Genomic DNA, 18,321 nt, shown 5'->3' on the forward strand with positions numbered 1-18,321 from the left:
CCTGGGCGGCGAACACGATGTCGCCCTCGTTCTCACGGTCCTCGTCGTCGACGACGACGACGGCGCGTCCCGCGGCGATGGCCTCGACGGCGTCCCCGATGGGGTCCAGCCGGATGCCTCCTGCAGCGCTCACTGCCCGCCTCCGGCGTCCGTGCCCGACCGCGCATCCACGGCGGCGAAGCCGAGGAGCCGTTCGGCGTACTTCGCGAGCACGTCCATCTCCAGGTTGACGGGGTCGCCGAGGGACTTGGCGCCGAGGCCGGTCTCCCTGAGGGTGGTCGGGATCAGCCCGACCTCGAACCACTGCTCCGGTTCGTCGGGTGCGCTGACGGCGGTGACGGTCAGCGAGACGCCGTCGATGGCCACCGAGCCCTTCTCCGCCGCGTACCGGCCGAGTTTCGCCGGGAGGCCGAAGCGGAGCCGGTGCCAGGCACCCAGGTCCTCGCGTTCCAGCAGCACCCCGAGGCCGTCCACGTGGCCCTGCACGACATGTCCGTCGAGGCGGCCTCCGGCCGGGACGCAGCGCTCGAGGTTGACGGGAGCCCCGGGCCGCAGCTCGCCGGTGGTTGTCCGGCGGAGGGTCTCCCCCATGACGTCGACGCCGACTCGTCCGCCGTCGAGCGTCACCGCCGTCAGGCACACGCCGTTGACGGCGATGGACGCGCCGGGGGCGAGGTCCTGGCCGGTCTGCGGCGCCTCGAAGACGAGGAGGCCGCTCTCGCCGTCGGGCGCGAGCTCGAGTGAGACCACGCTGCCCTGCTCGGACACGATTCCTGTGAACACTGGTACTTCCTTCGGCTGGAGGTCGGGACTGGGGGTCGGGACTGGAGATGGGGCTGGTCGGCCGGGAGAGGTCAGGGGCCGGTAGACGGTGGCCGCAGATGCATCCGGACGTCCGGGCCCAGCTGCTGAATGCCGGGCCCCCCGGCATCGTCCAGGGCCCACCGGGCGGCGGCTTCGAGGGTGCCTACGCCCAGGTCGGGGAACGCCGGTGCGCCGTCACCGAGGATCAGCGGGGCGACGTAGCTGAACAGCTCGTCCACCACGCCCTCCCGGAGGAAGGCGGAGGCGACGCGGGGTCCGCCCTCGACCAGGAGGTGGCGGACTCCCCTGCCGAACAGCTCGTCGAGCACCTCCCGCACGTCCCGCGTCGGCAGGTGGAGGAAGCCCGGCCCCCTGATCGCGGCGTCTTCGGGTACGGCGGTGCGCCCCATCACGACGCGCAGGCCCTTCCCCGGGGTCGGGGTCGCTGCGGGGGCGCCGCGGGGCGTGAGACGGGGGTCGTCGGCGAGGAGGGTACCCGTGCCCACCAGGACCGCGTCGGCGAGGGAACGGATCCGGTGGCCGTCCGCGCGCGCCTGCGGACCGGTGATCCACTGGCTCGTGCCGTCCACGGCCGCGACCCGGCCGTCGAGCGACTGCGCGGACTTGAGCGTGACGAACGGCCGGGCTCCAGCGAGGGCTGCGGCCCAGCGTGCGTTGAGCCGGCGGGAGCGGTCGGCGTCGAGACCGCCGACGCAGTCGACGCCCGCTCCGCGGAGCCGCTGCGCTCCCCCCGCAGCCGGCCCGTTGACGTCGGCGGCGGCGTACACGACGCGTGCGACACCCGCGTCGATGAGGGCCTCGCTGCAGGGGCCCGTCCGGCCGGTGTGGTTGCACGGTTCGAGGGTGACCACCACGGTGGCGCCGCGCGGGTCGCCGCCCCGACGACGGACGTCGGCGAGGGCCGCCGGTTCGGCGTGCGGTGTGCCCGCGCCCCTGTGGTGGCCCTCGCCGAGGAGTGCGCCGTCGCCCGAGAGCACGACGGCGCCGACGAGGGGGTTGGCGCCGCGCACTCCCTGCGCTGCGAGGTCCAGGGCGCGGCCCATCGCCTCCGACTCTGCCGTGGTCACGGCCGGCGTCGTCGTGCTCATCGCAGGGTCGGATCCGGCAGGAGCGTCTCGATGCTCGGCTTGGCAGTGCGCTGGGCGCGTGCCCAGACGAAGAAACCGACCAGGGTGAAGGCACCGTAGAAGATGTACATGAAGGCGCTCGCGTAGTAGCCGGCGCTGAAGAGGAGGGGCACGCCGACGATGTCGACGGCGACCCAGACGAGCCAGAACTCGACCCAGCCCTTCGCCATGCCGTAGGTGGCGAGCAGGGAGCCGACGAAAGTCCAGGCATCGGCCCAGACCGGCTCGTAGGAGCCGAGCACGCGGAAGAGCGGCGTCAGCGCGAACGTGCCGACCACCAGGAAGGCGACCATGCCGAGGCGCGCCCGGGTGCCGGCCCACTGGGGCGTGACGGCCTGCCCGCCGCTGTGCCTGCTGGCCTGCCACTGACGCCAGCCGTAGATCGAGACGGCGATGAACATGATCTGGCGTCCCGCCTGGCCGAGGAGGTTCGCTGCGCTGGCGGCACCGAAGAGGGAGCCGAGGAACACCGTCAGGAGGAGGAGGTTGCCGACGATGCCGACGGGCCATGCCCAGACCCTGCGGCGCATCCCGCCGAGGGCGCTGAGGAGGCCGAACACATTGCCGACCACTTCACGCGCCAGGAGGGAACCGTCGCCTACCGGGATGCGGGCTTCGAAGAGCCACTGCAGAAAGTCCATGCCGATCCTTCGCCGATACGACGGCTCCGGGCAATGGCAGCAGGAGGGCACCCTCCCGCGGGCGATGCCGCCGAAGGCGCTGCGGCCCGTGGTGCGGGCAGCGGCGAGCCCCTGCTGTTCGTGCTTCTCCCATCCAGACTTTGACTGTCGGTCCCGGAATTCCACCGGCTCAACCGCCGCCGTCCCGCGGGTGCGGAACGAGGAACGGGTCGCGGACTATCACCGCCGGTTCGGACTCACACCGACCCCGGAGCACGTACTGCTCCCAGTATTTCACAGGCGGGCCGCAGGTCCGGGCCCGCCGTCACAATTCTTCCGACAGCGATCGGACGGCCGGACGCGGTGCGGACACGACAGGGCACCCCGTGCGGAGTGCCCTGTCCCGGTGATGCCAGACCCCGCCGTCGGATCAGCCCTCGGCGGCGGCCTTCGGCTTGGCGTCGACGCCGGCCTCCCTGCGCTGCTGCGGCGTGATCGGCGCGGGCGCAGCCGTCAGCGGGTCGTACCCGCCGCCGGACTTCGGGAACGCGATGACGTCGCGGATCGACTCCGTGCCTGCCAGCAGGGAGACCACGCGGTCCCAGCCGAGCGCGATGCCGCCGTGGGGAGGCGCACCGTACTTGAAGCCCTCGAGCAGGAAGCCGAACTTCTCCTGGGCTTCCTCGGCGCCGAGGCCCATGACGGCGAACACGCGCTCCTGCACGTCGCGCTGGTGGATACGGATGGATCCGCCGCCGAGCTCGTTGCCGTTGCAGACGATGTCGTAGGCGTACGCCAGGGCATTCTCGGGGTCGGTGTCGAAGCTGTCGAGGAACTCCGGCTTCGGGGACGTGAACGCGTGGTGGACGGCCGTCCACGCTCCTCCGCCGACGGCGACGTCGCCTGCGGCGACCGCAGCCGAGGCGGGCTCGAACATGGGTGCGTCGACCACCCACACGAAGGCCCAGTCGCCCTCCTTGATGAGCCCCGTGCGTCGCCCGATCTCGACGCGCGCAGCGCCGAGGATGGCGCGCGAGGACGTCCTGTCCCCCGCGGCGAAGAAGATGCAGTCGCCGGGGGCCGCACCGACGGCGGCCGCGAGGCCGTCCCGCTCGGTGTCCGTCAGGTTCTTGGCGACCGGGCCCCGGAGGCTGCCGTCGTCGTCGATCAGGACGTAGGCGAGGCCCTTGGCGCCGCGCTGCTTCGCCCACTCCTGCCAGGCGTCGAGCTGGCGGCGGGGCTGGGACCCCCCGCCGGGCATGACCACGGCGCCGACGTAGGGCGCCTTGAAGACGCCGAACCCGGTGTCCTTGAAGAACTCGGTCAGCTCGGTCAGCTCGAGGCCGAAACGGAGGTCCGGCTTGTCCGAGCCGTACTTCGCCATCGCGTCCGCGTAGGTCATGCGGCGGATCGGGAGCGGGATCTCGACGTCGATGAGCTTCCACAGGGCGGACACCAGCTGCTCGCCGAGGGCGATGATGTCGTCCTGCTCGACGAAGCTCGCCTCGATGTCGAGCTGCGTGAACTCGGGCTGGCGGTCGGCGCGGAAGTCCTCGTCCCGGTAGCAGCGCGCGAGCTGGTAGTACTTCTCGAACCCGCCGACCTGCAGCAGCTGCTTGAACAGCTGGGGCGACTGGGGCAGGGCGTACCAGGAGCCGGGTGCGAGCCGGGCGGGCACCAGGAAGTCGCGGGCACCCTCGGGCGTGGAGCGTGTCAGCGTCGGCGTCTCGATCTCCACGAAGCCGTCGCCGTGCAGCAGTTCGCGTGCCACGCGGCTGGCCTCGGAGCGCAGGCGCAGGTTGGCCTGGGGGCCGGGACGGCGGAGGTCGAGGTAGCGGTGGCGCAGGCGCGCCTCCTCGCCGACCTCGACGTGCTCGTCGATCTGGAACGGCAGCGGGTCGGAGGTGTTGAGGATGGTCACGGTGTCCGCGATGACCTCGATCGCCCCCGTGGGCAGGGCGGGGTTCTCGTTGCCCTCGGGGCGCTGCTGGACACTGCCGACGATCTGGAGGACGTACTCGTTGCGCAGGCTGGAGAACACATCCTCCTCGCGCACCACCACCTGGGCGACGCCTGAAGCGTCACGGAGGTCGAGGAACGCCACCCCGCCGTGGTCGCGGCGGCGGGCCACCCAGCCCGCCAGGGTGACCGTCTGTCCTACGTGCTCGGGCCGAAGGGAGCCCAGTTCATGCGTGCGGAGCACAGCATTCCTTCCCACAGATCTGTTTCGATGAGTCGCAGGCCAGCTGCACCTGCCTAGAGTTGGTTCAAGCCCGACCAACTTTACCGGTCCGGTCCGGCGGGTCGGACCGACGCCCCCGACGGCGGCGTCCGGCCCTCGTACCGCCGGTGCTCCGACGCCGCGTACCGCGTCCGACCCCGAGGAGAACCGTGTCCCAGCCCCCGGAACTGCGCCGAGCCATGGGCGGCTTCGACGCCACCACCGTCGGGATCGGCGCGATGATCGGCGCAGGCGCCTTCGTGGTCTTCGCCCCGGCAGCAGCCGCCGCCGGCTCGCTCCTGCCCCTCGCCGTGGTCCTCGCGGGTCTCGTCGCCTACTGCAACGCGTCGGCGACGGCCGCCCTGGCCGTCCGGTACCCCTCGAGCGGTGGGGTCTATCTGTACGGACGGGAGCGCCTGGGACCCTGGCCCGGCTTCCTCGCCGGCTGGGGCTTCGTCACGGGCAAGCTCGCCTCCTGCGCCGCCATGGCGCTGACCTTCGGCCTCTATGCCGCGCCGGGCGCGGAGAAGGCCGCCGCGGTGGCCGCCGTCGTCGCACTGACGACGGTGAACCTCTTCGGGATCACGCGGACGGCCCTCGCCACACGCGTCATCGTCTCGCTCGTGCTGCCGGTCCTCGCCTTCGTGATCGTCGTCGGATTCACGTCCCCGGCGGCGACGGTGGACGCCGTGCCGGCAGGGGCAGGGGGCGTGCTCCAGGCCTCGGCGCTGCTCTTCTTCGCCTTCGCGGGGTACGCCCGGATCGCGACGATGGGCGAGGAGGTCCGGGAACCGCGCAGGAACATCCCTGCAGCGATCCTCGGCGCGCTCGGGGTGACGCTGGTGCTGTACCTGCTGCTGGCGCTCTCCCTCCTGCACGCTCTCGGGCCCGAGGGCCTGGCCGGCACGACCACGCCGCTCCGGGACGTCATGGACGTCGGGGTCCCCGGCGAAGGATCGATGGGGCGGGGCGGTGCCGTCGTGACCCTCGCGGCGGCACTCGCCAGCCTCGGCGCACTGCTCGCCCTCATCGCGGGCGTCGGCCGCACGAGCCTCGCCATGGCCCGCGGCGGCGACCTGCCGAGGGTCCTCGCCCGCATCTCGGTCCGGCACTCCGTACCCTGGGTGGCCGACCTCGCGACGGCCGTCGTCGTCGGAGCCCTCCTGCTCGCCACGGATGTGCTGACCGTGGTCGGGTTCTCCAGTTTCGGCGTCCTGCTGTACTACGCGATCGCGAACATCTCGGCGCTCACGCTCCGCGAACGCCCGTGGTACTCCCCGCGCTGGCTCAACGGTGTGGGTGCGGTCGGCTGCCTCGTCCTCGCGTTCACGCTGCCGGCGGCGTCGGTGCTGACCATGGTCGCGGTGCTCGCCGCGGGGGTGGCCGTCCGCGCCGTCGTCCTGGCCGCGCGGCGGCGGGCTGCCTGAACGGCATCTGAGGAGCGCCGCCCGACGGCACGATGGGGACCTGGGACCTGGGACCGCGGCGGCACCGGCGAAGTGCCGGGCGGGCTCAGGCGGTGGCGACCACCGGGCGCAGGTCCGCGGCCGGCGGGGACCACGACGCGGGGTCGGCGGACACCTGCTCGCCGGACCGGATGTCCTTCACCTCGTGCGCGCCGTCGGGCGAGGTGAACCACACGAAGGGGATGCCGCGGCGGTCGGCGAACTTGATCTGCTTCCCGAACTTCTCGGCGCTCGCGGCGACCTCGGCGGAGATCCCCCGGCTCCTCAGTGCAGCGGCGACGTCCTGTGCCTCGGACCACGAGTCGTCGTCCGCGAGCGTCACCAGCACAGCCGTGGGGACGGGACGGGAGACCGTGGCGAAACCCTGGCTGAGGATCCGCGACACGATGCGGGTCACGCCGATGGACAGCCCGACGCCGGGGAACGTGCGGTTGCCCTTGCGTGCCAGGGCGTCATAGCGCCCGCCGGAGCAGATCGAGCCGAGGCCCTCGTGTCCGTTCAGGACCGTCTCGTAGACGGTGCCCGTGTAGTAGTCGAGACCGCGGGCGATGCTGAGGTCCGCGACGACCCGGCCCGGCGCACGCCGCGACGCCTCGCCGACGACCTGCCGGAGTTCCTCGAGGCCCTCCTCGAGCAGCTCGCCGGAGATGCCGAGGCTGCGGACGCGATCCACGAAGGAGGTGTCGGCGGTGCGGATGCCGGCGAGTTCGAGTGCAAGCCTCACCTGCTCGTCGTCGGCGCCGACCTCCTCGCGCAGCAGGGCACCCACCTTCTCCGCGCCGATCTTCTCGAGCTTGTCGATGCTCCGCAGGACGGCGGCCGTGTCCTCGAGTCCGATACCGCGATAGAACCCCTCGGTGAGCTTGCGGTTGTTGACGCGCAGCGTGAAGTCGGGGATCGGAAGCGCACCGAGGGCCTCGACGACGGCGAGGGCGAGTTCGACGTCGTACCGGAACGGCAGCACGCCGTCACCCACGACGTCGATGTCCGCCTGGGTGAACTCGCGGGCGCGACCCTCCTGCGGCCGCTCCCCGCGCCAGCACTTCTGGATCTGGAACCGCCGGAAGGGGAAGGCGAGGTGGCCGGCGTTCTCGACGACGTAGCGGGCGAACGGAACCGTCAGGTCGTAGTGCAGCGCGAGTCCGCTCTCGGAGGCGGACGCCTCGTCGGCCTGGAGGCGGGACACGGCGTACACCTCCTTGTCGATCTCACCCTTGCGCAGCAGGTGCTCCACCGTCTCGACGGCACGCGTCTCGATGCTCGAGAAGCCGTGGAGCTCGAAGGTCCGCTGGAGCACCTCGAGGACGTGGAGCTCGATCAGGCGCTCCTCCGGCAGCCATTCGGGAAAGCCTGACAGTGATGCCTTGCGGGCCATGGGGTGGGTCTCCTCCGGGGCGGGGTGTGCCGGCCGGCGCCCAGGCAGGGCGGCCGGCCGGTTCTGCGGCCTCAATCCTAGGTGCCGCGGGTGGTCCGCGGGAAAAGCACCGAGCGGGGACGCCGCCCGCCGTCCAGCGGGAGGCTCCTCTACCCGCTCCGGGACGCGGGTGGAGGACCAGTGGGTAAAGTAACCTCAGGGCAGGTTCCGTGATGTTCCTGGATCCTGCAGAAAATGGCCCCGGCGTTGCTCACGGCCATCCGACGAGCGAAAGACTTCTAGCGGTGACAGACAGTCAGCAATCCGACGAAACGACCATCAGCGGAGCTCCCCAGCAGGACGGCGGGACGGACGACGGTATTCATGCCCCGTCCGCCGGCGATGGTTCGGACACCTCCACGGACGGGTCCCCCGCCGCCGTGACCGGAGCCGCCCCGCAGGACGGGCCCGACGCCGGGCCCTCCGCCGACGAGGTGGATGCCCCCGCTGTCGATCCGTCCGGCATGGCGGATGCCCTCGCAGCCGATCCAGCGGACGCGGCCGACGCCGCCGTGGCGGATCCCGTAGCCGACGCCGCCGTGGCGGATACCGTAGCCGACGCCGACGCCGCCGTGGCGGATTCAGCAGGCAAGGCCGACGCCGCCGTGGCGGACCCAGCAGGCAAGGCCGATGCCGCCGTGTCAGACGCCGCCGTGGCGGATCCAGCGGACGCGGCCGACGCCGCCGTGGCGGATGCCGCCGGCACCGCGGAAGCGGAGGCCTCTGCGCCTCCGCCGGAAGGTTCCGCGGGCCCCGTGGACTCCTCCGACGACGACATGCGCTCACCGGAGGACACGGACGTGCCGGCCGAGGCGGCAGAGGGGACGACCGGGACGACCGAGCAGGCTGTGCCCCTGGCGCCCGAGCCTGCCCCGCTGAGCACGCCGTCGCCCCGCCTGACCGCTCCCCGCCCGCCGCTGCCGACGGCCATGGCCCCGCGCCCGGCGAAGAAGGCCGCCCAGCCCGTGGCAGCACCCCCGGCCCACAGCACCTCCCTCGAGGAGGCGGGCAGATTCGCGCGCGTGGAGGAGGACGGCCACGTCTTCCTCCTCGTGGAGGGGGACGAGCACGCCGTCGGCCAGTACCCGGACGCCACGCGTGAAGAGGCGCTGGCCTACTTCGTCAGGAAGTACGACGACGTCGTCAGCCAGGTCGCCCTGCTCGAGCAGCGCGTGCATGCCAAGGCGCCGTCCTCGGACATGGCGAAGACGGCCAAGCACCTGCGTGCGCAGGTCGGCGAACGGAAGATGGTCGGAGACGTCCTGGCCCTCGAGGCGCGGATCGATGCGCTGCTCGGCGCCATCAGCGGGCTCGAGAAGGCCGAACGCGCGGTGCAGGACGAGCTGAAGGCGAAGGAGCTCGCGGCCCGCGAGGCGATCGTCGCCGAAGCCGAGGAACTCGCCGGCAGGGACCCCTCCACCGTGCAGTGGAAGGCGAGCAGCACCCGCATGAACGAGTTGTTCGAGCTGTGGAAGGCGGCGCAGAAGAACGGGCCGAGGCTGGGCCGCGGCACGGAGGATGCGCTCTGGAAGCGGTTCCGGTCGGCACGCACGGTCTTCGACCGGCACCGGCGCGCCTACTTCTCCCAGCTCGACAGCGACAACGCCGAGGCGAAGCAGGCGAAGGAAGCCCTCATCAAGCGCGCCGAGCAGCTCGCGGACTCGACGGACTGGGGCCACACCGCCGCCGAGTACCGGCGCCTGATGGACGAGTGGAAGGCATCCAAGCGCGCCAGCCGCAAGGACGACGACGCCCTCTGGGCCCGTTTCCGCGCGGCGCAGGACCGCTTCTTCGAGGCCCGGAAGGCAGCCAACGAAGCCGTCGACGAGGAGTACGCGGGCAACCTGACGGCCAAGGAGGCACTGCTGAAGGAAGCCCAGCAGATCCTGCCCATCAGGGACCTCGCTGCAGCCAAGAAGGCACTGCAGTCCGTGCGTGACCGCTGGGACGAGGCAGGCAAGGTCCCCCGCGCCGACATGGGGCGCATCGACGGTGCCCTGCGGCAGGTCGAGGACGCCGTGAAGGCTGCCGACGACGAGCACTGGACGAAGACGAACCCCGAGACGAAGGCACGCACCAACAGTGCGCTCGCCCAGCTCGAGGCGACGATCGCGCAGCTCAGGGACGACCTCGCCGATGCCGAGCGCGCGGGGAACGCCAAGAAGATCGCCTCCGCGCGGGAAGCGCTGGCGGCACGCGAGCAGTGGCTCGAGATGCTGCAGAAGTCGGCCCAGGACTTCTCCTGAGCCCATCCCTCCCGTCCGTCCGCGGACAGGTCCGAGCCCCCCGGCACCGTTGTCCACATCGGTGCCGGGGGGCTTTTCCGTGCGCAGCGCAGTGGCGATGCTGGAGCGATGCCTCCCCTGGACAGCGCCGGCGCCGCAGCTCCACCCGAACGCACCCTCGGCACATCGAATCCGGTGACGTCCACCGGCGGAGCGCTCTTCCATGCGGGTGAGATCTTCACCTCGGCAGAGCTGCAGGCCATGCGGCTCGACGGGCTCGTGCAGCTGGTCATCGGCGACTCCTATCTCCGCAGCGATTTCCGGGAGGATGCGGCCGCGCGGTCGCAGGCAGCGGCACGGAGCGTCCCCTCCTCCCTCCGCCCGCGCGTCGCGCTCGGCCGCACCTGCGCCGCCTGGGTCTACGGCTGTGCTCCCCGGCCGTCGCTGATCAGCCTCGTGACGGATCACCGCCGCCGCACCACGGCCCTACCGCCGTTCACACCCGCAGTCCTGCATCAGGTGGCGCTCGGGCCCTTCGACGTCAACCTGGTGGGAGGGGTCTCGGTGACGACACCGCTCCGGACGGCGCTGGACATCGCCGTGCACGGGGAGGACACCGGCGCCGTCGAGATCCTGCGTGCGATCGGGACGGCACGGGAGCTCGCGTGTCCGCTGCGGCTCGTGGAAGCAGCACTCGTCAACACCTCGCGGGTGCCGGGCAAGACGCGGGCCCTCGCAAGGTTGCGCCTCGCCCGGAACCCGGGGCAGGCTCGAGGGTGAGCGGGCCGGTCAGGAGCGGCGCTGGGAACCGGTGGTCCGGTACACGTCGAAGACGCCGTCGATCCGGCGCACGGCGCTCAGGATGTGGTTCAGGTACTTCGGATCGCCCATCTCGAAGGCGAAGCGCGACATCGCCACGCGGTCCGACGACGTGTTGACGTTCGCGGCCAGGATGTTCACATGGTTCTCGGCGAGCACGCTCGTCACGTCCGAGAGCAGGCTCTTGCGGTCCAGGGCCTCCACCTGGATCTCCACGAGGAACACACTGGACTGGGTGGGAGCCCATTCGACGGGGACGATACGGTCCGGCTGGTCACGCAGTTCCTGCACGTTGCGGCAGTCGCTGCGGTGGACCGAGACGCCGGACCCCCGTGTGACGAACCCGATGATCGGGTCCGGCGGGACCGGGGTGCAGCAGCGAGCCAGCTTCACCCACACGTCCCCGACGCCACGCACGGTCACACCCGAGTCGGAGAACTTCGGGCGGCGGGGCTGCGTGGCGACCGCCGTCTCCGCGATGTTCTCCTCCGCCCCCTCGTGTCCGCCCATGAGCGCCACGAGGTGCTCGATCACGTTCTGGGCCGACGTGTGGCCGTCACCGACCGCGGCGTACAGGGCCGAGATGTCCTGGTGGCGCAGATCCTGCGCGACCGTCAGCAGCGCGCTGTGCGTCATCATCCGCTGCAGCGGCAGGTTCTGCTTGCGCATCGCGCGCGTCAGCAGTTCCTTGCCCTTGTCGATCGCCTCTTCGCGGCGCTCCTTGGTGAACCACTGGCGGATCTTGTTCCGGGCACGCGGACTCTTGACGAAGCCCTGCCAGTCCTGGCTCGGCCCCGCCCCCTCGGCCTTCGAGGTGAAGATCTCCACCCAGTCGCCGTGGTTCAGCTCGCTGTTCAGCGGCACGAGCTTGCCGTTGACCCTCGCGCCGATGGTCCTGTGGCCCACCTCGGTGTGCACGGCGTAGGCGAAGTCGACCGGCGTCGAGCCGGCGGGCAATGCCACGACCTCACCCTTCGGGGTGAAGACGAAGACCTCGCGCGCGTTGATCTCGAACCGCAGCGAGTCGAGGAACTCGTCCGGGTCCGACGTCTCCTGCTGCCAGTCGACGAGGCTGCGGAGCCAGCCCATGTCGCCGTTGTCCGAGGCCTCCAGCTGCCGGCCGCCGCTCTTGTACTTCCAGTGCGCCGCGACGCCGTACTCGGCGCGCCGGTGCATGTCGTGCGTCCGGATCTGGATCTCGACGGGCTTCCCGCCGGGGCCGATCACGGTGGTGTGCAGCGACTGGTACATGTTGAACTTCGGCATCGCGATGTAGTCCTTGAACCGCCCCGGCAGGGGGTTCCAGCGCGAATGCAGCGATCCGAGGGTCGCATAGCAGTCGCGGACACTGTCCACCAGGACACGCACGCCCATCAGGTCGTGGATGTCGTCGAAGTCCTTACCCCGCACGATCATCTTCTGGTAGATCGAGTAGTAGTGCTTCGGCCTGCCGGTGATCGTCGCCTTGATCTTGACTGCCCGGAGGTCTTCCTCGATCTGGTTCCGGACGAGGCCGAGGTGCTTCTCGCGCTCCGGGGTCCGGTCCCCCACCATCCGCACGATCTCCTCGTACACCTTGGGGTGGAGCGCCGCGAAGGAGAGGTCCTCGAGTTCCCACTTGATGGTGTTCATACCGAGGCGGTGGGCGAGCGGCGCGAAGATCTCGAGCGTCTCCCGCGCCTTCTTCGCCGACGAGGCGGGCGAGACGAACCGCCACGTCCGGGCGTTGTGCAGCCGGTCCGCCAGCTTGATGACGAGGACACGGATGTCCTTGGCCATCGCGACGACCATCTTGCGCACGGTCTCGGCCTGCGCGGCGTCCCCGAAGGACACCTTGTCGAGCTTCGTGACGCCGTCGACGAGCATCGCGACCTCCGGCCCGAAGTCGCGCTTGAGTTCGTCGAGGGTGTAGGAGGTGTCCTCGACGGTGTCGTGCAGCAGGGCAGCCGCCAGGGTGGTGCCGGTCATGCCGAGCTCGGCGAGGATCGTGGCGACCGCCACGGGGTGCGTGATGTACGGGTCCCCGCTCTTGCGGGTCTGGCCGTCGTGGCTGCGTTCCGCGACGAGGTAGGCACGCTGGATGAGGTCGAGGTCCTCCCTGGGATTGTTCGCACGGACGGTGCGCAGGAGGGGCTCGAGGACGGGTGAGTAGCCGGAGGAGCCGCGGCCGGTGAGGCGGGCGATGCGCGCCCGCGTGCGGCCCCGCCGCCCGGGCGCCACCTGGTCGGCACTCGTGGCCGACGGTGCGGAGGCTGCCGAGGCCGGCTGCACCAGCCCGCGTGGGGCCGGCGCCGCGGGCTGCACGAGTCCGCGGGAAGGGGCAGGTCGTGGTTCATCGGTGGCGATCGGAGCAGGAACTCCTGGCGCCGTAACGCCCTGGTCCTCGCCGGACCGTACCGCAGGGTTCACCGCTTCAGCCATATGCAGTCCCTCAATCTCGATCTCGGATCCGGCAAGGACTCAAGATGCCACACGTTCGCGACAACTCCAAGTCTAGCTGGGCTTTGAACGGCATCGGCCGCAGGGATACCCGGACGGGCTCCCTGCGGCCGATGGTCGTGCTGCGGTCGGCAGCGGTGCGTGGATCAGGCCGACGCCGCTTCGAGCGACCGCCGGTTCAGGACCTTCTTCTCCTGCTTCTTCAGCTCGGGCTCGTTGAGCCGCAGGGCCGCGTACAGCGGCGCCGCGATGAAGATGGTGCCGAGAGTGCCGAGGATGATGCCGATGAACAGTGCCAGCGACAGGTCCTGCAGGGTGCCGGCGCCCAGCAAAAAGGCGCCGATGAACAGGATCGACGCGACCGGCAGGATCGCGACCACCGAGGTGTTGATCGAGCGGACGAGCGTCTGGTTCACCGCGAGGTTGACCTGCTCGGCGAAGGTGCGCTTCGTGGAGATCGTGACGTCGGCCGTGTTCTCGCGGATCTTGTCGAACACCACCACCGTGTCGTACAGGGCGTAGCTGAGGATCGTGAGGAAGCCGATGATCGCCGAGGGTGTCACCTCGAAGTCGCTGAGCGAGTAAAGTCCCGCGGTCACGACCATGACCACCACGAGGGCTGCCATCGCAGCGAGGGCCATTTTCCACGTGCGGAAGTAGATGGCCATGAGTACCGCGGCCAGGAAGACGAACACGCCGAAGCCGATCAGGGCCTGGCGGCTGACGTCCTCACCCCAGGTCGGGCCGACGAAGCTCGAGGTCACCTGGTCCTCGCCCACCCCGTACCCGCTGATGAGGTTGTCGCGGACGCTGAGGGTCTCGTCGTCCGAGAGGCGCTCGGTCTGGACACGCATGGTGTCGGCCGCGATGTTGGTGACCCGCGGGACGGCGTCGGGCACGACGTCCGTCACGGCGGCCTCCCCGATCGCGGTGTCGGTGTTCTCGGTGGCGGACACCGTGAACTCGGATCCGCCGCGGAAGTCGATGCCGAGGTTGAAGCCGCCCTTGACCACCGGGATGATGATCGAGATCAGCACGGCGAGACCGGCGATGAGGAACCAGAGGTTCCGCTTGGCGACGAAGGGATAGGAGCGCTTCCCCGAGTACAGCTCGTTGCCGAACGTGGCAAAGCTTGTGCGGCTCATTCGTTGTTCTCTTTCTGGGACGAACCGGTGCGCCCGGCAAGGGCCTTCTGCTGCTCCGCGCGGCGGCGCTCGGCGATGGTCATGCGGCGGTCGGCTTCGGCCGCGGCGCCCTTGTTCCTGGTCCGGGCCACGGCGACGGACTGCTCCCCCTTCTCGGTCCTCTCGCCCGGCTCGCGCAGCCTGCCTGCTCCGCGGTAGAGCGGAATGCCTCCGAGCCTGCTCGGGTCCAGCCCCGACCAGGGGTGTCCCTCGCCGAAGAACTTGGTCCTGGCCAGCAGGCGGAGCACCGGATGGGTGAAGAGGAAGACGACCACGAGGTCGGCGATGGCCGTCAGGCCGAGCGTGAAGGCGAAGCCACGGACGTTGCCGACGGCCACGAAGTACAGCACGAGTGCGGCCAGCAGGTTCACGGCCTTCGACGCGAGCACGGTGCGCTTGGCACGGCGCCAGCCGTTCTCGACGGCGGAGATGAGCCCGCGCCCGTCGCGGAGCTCGTCCCTGATGCGCTCGAAGTAGACGATGAACGAGTCGGCGGTCTGGCCGATGGCGACGATCAGCCCGGCGACACCGGCTAGGGACAGCCGGTAGTTCTCCGTCCAGCCGAGGATGCAGATGGCCAGGTAGGTGAGGACGCCGGCGACCACCAGCGATGCGATGGTGACGAGGCCCAGCAACCGGTACTGGAACATCGAGTACACGGCGACGAGGAGGAGTCCGATCAGGCCGGCGACGAGACCGAGCCGGAGCTGGTCGGCACCGAGGGTCGCGGAGATCTGCTGCTCGCTCTGGATCTCGAAGCTGATCGGCAGTGCGCCGTACTTCAGCTGCTCGGACAGTGCGGCGGCGGATTCCTCCGTGAAGTTGCCACTGATCTGGGGGTTGCCGTCGGGGATCACGGCGTTGGTGGTCGGCGCCGAGACGATCCGGCCGTCGAGCACGATGGCGAACTGGTTGCGGGGGTCTCCCGAGCCGATGGCGTAGAGGCGCTCGGTGACCTCCCGGAAGGTCTGCGTGCCCTCGTCGTTGAAGTCGATGTTCACGGCCCAGGTGTTCAGTGCCTGGCCCTGCGCTCCGCGCTGCAGCCCGTAGCTCGCGGTCGAGATGTCCGTCCCGGGGACCTCGACGGGTCCCAGAATGTACTTGCCCTGCGTGTCGGGCTCGCAGGCGACCATCGGCTGGTCGGCCGGCGCGGGCTCCTCGGCGGGCTCGAGCGCGGCGGGATCGAGGCAGTTCAGTGCCTCGAACTGCTTGTAGAGCTCCGGGGTGATCCAGTTCGGATCGCTCGCGTCCTGCGGCTCGGCCGCCGGCTGCGGCAGCTGGTCGTCGGGTGTCGGGGTCTCCGCGGGCGGCGCCTGGCCCGGTCCTCCGGCGAGGACCGGTCGGAACTCCATCTGGGCCGAGGCCTGGATGAGGTCGCGCGTCTCGGGATCCGGGGTACCGGGCAGCGACACGATGACGTTCTGCCCGGACTGGGTGTTGATCTCGGCTTCGGCGACGCCGGAGCCGTCCACGCGCTGGCGGATGATCTCGACGGCCTGGTCGAGCTGTTCGGGGGTGATCTCCGTGCCGCCCTGGACCCGTGGGGCGAGGATCATCTGTGTTCCGCCCTCGAGGTCGAGGGCCAGCCGGGGACTCCAGCTCGCGGTGCTCCAGTAGGAACCCGCTCCCAGCAGGATCGCGAGCAGTGCTGTCAATGCGCCCAGCCAGACTAGTGTCCGCTTGGCTGCCGTCCCGGGACCGGTACGAGGCATGGTGGGTGTCCTTATTCAGTGGCGCGGCTCTCGCGCCGGGTTGATCCAGAGAGGGCGCGGCTGAGTACCGCGCCCCAGAAGATGCTAGTTGTCGGGGTTCACTTTGGGGTCGCGCGCATCCCGCGCGTCGCGGTTCTCCCGGGTGGACTGCTCGCGGTCCAGCCGCTCCAGCGTCTCCTCCGGGGTCTCGACACCCGATACCGCGCCGGGCGTTCCCGCGGCGGTCGAACCGGCCGTCGGCGTCCGATCGAGCGACGACGCGTCGTCGGGCACCGCGGCGCCGTCGTAGGCGTCGAGATCGCCGCGGTCCGCCGTGGCGTCCGCGTCATGGGCGACGGTCGGTTCCTGCGTGACGACCTTGGAGAGGGCCTGGGTGTGCACCGTGGCGGTGTTCCCGGGCGACAGTTCGAGGACGGCCTTGTTGTTCTCCTGGTCGATCGAGACGATCGTCCCGTAGAGGCCGAACTGGGTCATGACCTCGGTGCCGGGCTCCATCTGCGTCCGCATCTCCTTCACCTGCTGCTGCGTCTTCCGCTGCCTGCGGAACATCGTGAAGATCAGGAATGCCAGCGCCAGCGGCAGCAGGAGGGAGAAGATGTCGAAGGGAGGGGCTTCTCCGGAGGTGGTCTGGGCGACTACATGTGCGAGCACTGGGAATTTCCGTTCCTGGGACTGGAGGTGTGGGCGGCAGGACTGTGCCCCGGCACACATTCGAAGACACCAGTGTAAAGGGGAAAGCTGGGCGTCTCCTCGTCAGGAGTCCGGCCGGCTCCAGCTGTCAAGGCCCGATTCCGCTCCGAGGAGGGTGTCCGGCGCCACGGAGAACAGGTCCTCCGGCATGGCCGCGGCCACGTTCGCGGGCATCTCCAGGCCCAGATGCTTCCACGCTGCCGCCGTCGCGATCCTGCCGCGTGGAGTGCGCCCCAGCATGCCCTCACGGACCAGGTACGGCTCGGCGACGGTCTCCACCGTCTCCGGTTCCTCCCCCACCGCGATGGCGAGGGTCGACAGCCCCACGGGACCGCCGTTGAACTTGGTGATCAGCGCTGTCAGGACGGACCGGTCCAGCCGGTCCAGGCCCCTGGCGTCCACCTCGTACATGTCGAGGGCTGCACTGGCTGACCGCGCGTCGATGAGGTCGATGCCGTGCACGAGTGCCCAGTCCCGCACGCGTCGGAGCAACCGGTTCGCGATACGGGGCGTTCCCCGTGAACGCCCGGCGATCTCGGCGAAGGCGGCGGAGTTCACCTTCATGTCCATGAGCATCGCGGAGCGGCGGAGCACCAGCTCGAGCTCCTCGGTCGAGTAGAACTCGAGGTGTCCGGTGAATCCGAACCGGTCGCGGAGGGGTCCGGGCAGCAGCCCGGCGCGGGTGGTCGCGCCGACGAGTGTGAACGGCGGCAGCTCCAGCGGGATCGCGGTGGCCCCGGGGCCCTTGCCCACGATGATGTCCACGCGGAAGTCCTCCATGGCCATGTAGAGCATCTCCTCGGCGGGCCGCGACATGCGGTGGATCTCGTCGAGGAACAGGACCTCCCCCTCCGTCAGGGACGAGAGGATCGCGGCGAGGTCACCGGCGTGCTGGATCGCGGGCCCGGAGGTGATGCGCAGCGGTGCGTTCATCTCCGCAGCGATGATCATGGCGAGCGTCGTCTTCCCGAGTCCGGGAGGGCCGGAGAGCAGGACGTGGTCGGCGCTGCGCCCGCGCAGGCGCGAGGCCTCCAGGACGAGCGAGAGTTGCCGCCGTACCCGCTTCTGGCCCACGAAGTCGTCGAGGTTCTTCGGCCGCAGGGCCGCCTCCACCGCCCTGTCCTCGGGGTCGGCCGCCGGCGCGACGAGCGGGGCGTCCTCGGGGTGGCTGTCCGTCATGACCCGACCTTCGTCCGGGTCGAGCTACGCGCGCCGTCCTGGCCGAGGCGACGCAGGGTGAGCTTCAGGATCTGGCCCACGTCACCCGTCTCGGCGATCTCCGGTGCCTCCGCGACGGCTGCGTCGATGGCGGCCCCGGCGTCCTTCTCGGACCAGCCGAGCCCCATCATGGCCGTGAGCACCTGGCCCTGCCACGTCTGCTGGGAGACGCCCGGCTTCGACTCCAGGGGCACGAGCTTCCCGGCGAGTTCGAGCACGATGCGCCGCGCACCCTTGGGGCCGATGCCGGGCACCTTGCTGAACGCCTTGTCGTCGCCCGAGGACGCAGCCACCCGGATCGCGTCCGGTGCGTGGACGGCGAGGACGGCGAGGGCGAGGCGGGGGCCCACGCCGCTGACCG

15 protein-coding genes and 1 riboswitch are annotated in these 18,321 nt (G+C 70.5%); of the genes, 3 read left to right on the forward strand and 12 right to left on the reverse strand.

Annotation, left to right across the window (positions count from 1 at the left end; all coding sequences use genetic code 11):
• The 5 genes from CVO76_RS06055 to aspS all read right to left on the reverse strand — a co-directional run.
• Positions 1 to 133 (reverse strand): 3,4-dihydroxy-2-butanone-4-phosphate synthase (locus CVO76_RS06055; RefSeq protein WP_208741717.1); only part of this gene is annotated, 133 nt, incomplete at its 3' end.
• Positions 130 to 783 carry a riboflavin synthase gene (locus CVO76_RS06060; protein WP_208741228.1) on the reverse strand — a complete coding sequence of 218 codons (654 nt, stop codon included), beginning with the start codon at positions 781 to 783 and terminating at the stop codon, positions 130 to 132. The genes CVO76_RS06060 and CVO76_RS06055, both read right to left, overlap by 4 nt.
• A gap of 71 nt (positions 784 to 854) precedes the next feature.
• Positions 855 to 1,913, reverse strand: coding sequence for a bifunctional diaminohydroxyphosphoribosylaminopyrimidine deaminase/5-amino-6-(5-phosphoribosylamino)uracil reductase RibD (gene ribD, locus CVO76_RS06065; protein WP_208741230.1), 1,059 nt, complete (start codon positions 1,911 to 1,913; stop codon positions 855 to 857).
• Entirely contained in the window at positions 1,910 to 2,593 is a 684-nt protein-coding gene (pnuC, locus tag CVO76_RS06070) for a nicotinamide riboside transporter PnuC (protein ID WP_208741232.1), read from the reverse strand. The genes ribD and pnuC overlap by 4 nt, the downstream gene beginning before the upstream one ends.
• Positions 2,594 to 2,710: 117 nt before the next feature.
• Positions 2,711 to 2,852, reverse strand: a riboswitch (FMN riboswitch).
• Between the two features lie 150 nt (positions 2,853 to 3,002).
• A complete protein-coding gene (gene aspS / locus CVO76_RS06075; RefSeq protein WP_208741234.1) occupies positions 3,003 to 4,775 on the reverse strand; it encodes an aspartate--tRNA ligase in 1,773 nt (590 codons plus the stop codon).
• A gap of 188 nt (positions 4,776 to 4,963) precedes the next feature.
• On the opposite strand from aspS, the gene CVO76_RS06080 reads away from it, so the two are divergent.
• The gene (locus CVO76_RS06080; protein WP_244186240.1) at positions 4,964 to 6,220 is read left to right on the forward strand and encodes an APC family permease; all 1,257 of its coding nucleotides are present in this window, start codon (positions 4,964 to 4,966) and stop codon (positions 6,218 to 6,220) included.
• 85 nt (positions 6,221 to 6,305) lie between these two features.
• On the opposite strand, the gene hisS is transcribed toward CVO76_RS06080, so the two are convergent.
• Positions 6,306 to 7,634, reverse strand: a complete 1,329-nt coding sequence (hisS, locus tag CVO76_RS06085) for a histidine--tRNA ligase (RefSeq protein WP_133081821.1) — start codon at positions 7,632 to 7,634, stop codon at positions 6,306 to 6,308.
• Between the two features lie 284 nt (positions 7,635 to 7,918).
• Here hisS and CVO76_RS06090 point away from each other — a divergent pair, with 284 nt between their 5' ends.
• Together CVO76_RS06090 and CVO76_RS06095 are read left to right on the forward strand one after the other, a co-directional pair.
• Positions 7,919 to 9,919 (forward strand): DUF349 domain-containing protein, encoded by a 2,001-nt coding sequence (locus CVO76_RS06090; protein ID WP_347876228.1) that lies wholly within the window; start codon positions 7,919 to 7,921, stop codon positions 9,917 to 9,919.
• A 108-nt stretch (positions 9,920 to 10,027) separates the two neighbouring features.
• On the forward strand, positions 10,028 to 10,678 hold the full coding sequence (locus CVO76_RS06095) for a hypothetical protein (protein ID WP_133081819.1): 651 nt from the start codon (positions 10,028 to 10,030) through the stop codon (positions 10,676 to 10,678).
• A gap of 9 nt (positions 10,679 to 10,687) precedes the next feature.
• Here CVO76_RS06095 and CVO76_RS06100 read toward each other — a convergent pair whose 3' ends face one another.
• From CVO76_RS06100 to ruvA, 6 genes are all read right to left on the reverse strand, one after another.
• Positions 10,688 to 13,138, reverse strand: coding sequence for a RelA/SpoT family protein (locus CVO76_RS06100; RefSeq protein ID WP_244186241.1), 2,451 nt, complete (start codon positions 13,136 to 13,138; stop codon positions 10,688 to 10,690).
• A 164-nt stretch (positions 13,139 to 13,302) separates the two neighbouring features.
• The gene (secF, locus tag CVO76_RS06105) at positions 13,303 to 14,301 is read right to left on the reverse strand and encodes a protein translocase subunit SecF (protein ID WP_133081818.1); all 999 of its coding nucleotides are present in this window, start codon (positions 14,299 to 14,301) and stop codon (positions 13,303 to 13,305) included.
• Positions 14,298 to 16,052 (reverse strand): protein translocase subunit SecD, encoded by a 1,755-nt coding sequence (gene secD / locus CVO76_RS06110; RefSeq protein ID WP_208741236.1) that lies wholly within the window; start codon positions 16,050 to 16,052, stop codon positions 14,298 to 14,300. Before secD ends, secF begins: the two co-directional genes overlap by 4 nt.
• 84 nt (positions 16,053 to 16,136) lie before the next feature.
• Positions 16,137 to 16,703 carry a preprotein translocase subunit YajC gene (gene yajC, locus CVO76_RS06115; RefSeq protein WP_347876229.1) on the reverse strand — a complete coding sequence of 189 codons (567 nt, stop codon included), beginning with the start codon at positions 16,701 to 16,703 and terminating at the stop codon, positions 16,137 to 16,139.
• A 102-nt stretch (positions 16,704 to 16,805) separates the two neighbouring features.
• Entirely contained in the window at positions 16,806 to 17,921 is a 1,116-nt protein-coding gene (gene ruvB / locus CVO76_RS06120) for a Holliday junction branch migration DNA helicase RuvB (RefSeq protein ID WP_133081815.1), read from the reverse strand.
• Positions 17,918 to 18,321: Holliday junction branch migration protein RuvA (ruvA, locus tag CVO76_RS06125; RefSeq protein ID WP_244186244.1), on the reverse strand; the 404-nt coding region annotated here is incomplete at its 5' end. The genes ruvB and ruvA, both read right to left, overlap by 4 nt.

Origin of the sequence: Arthrobacter agilis (assembly GCF_002953615.1) — a bacterium.
In the GTDB taxonomy this organism is placed as follows: Bacteria; Actinomycetota; Actinomycetes; order Actinomycetales; family Micrococcaceae; genus Arthrobacter_D; species Arthrobacter_D agilis_B.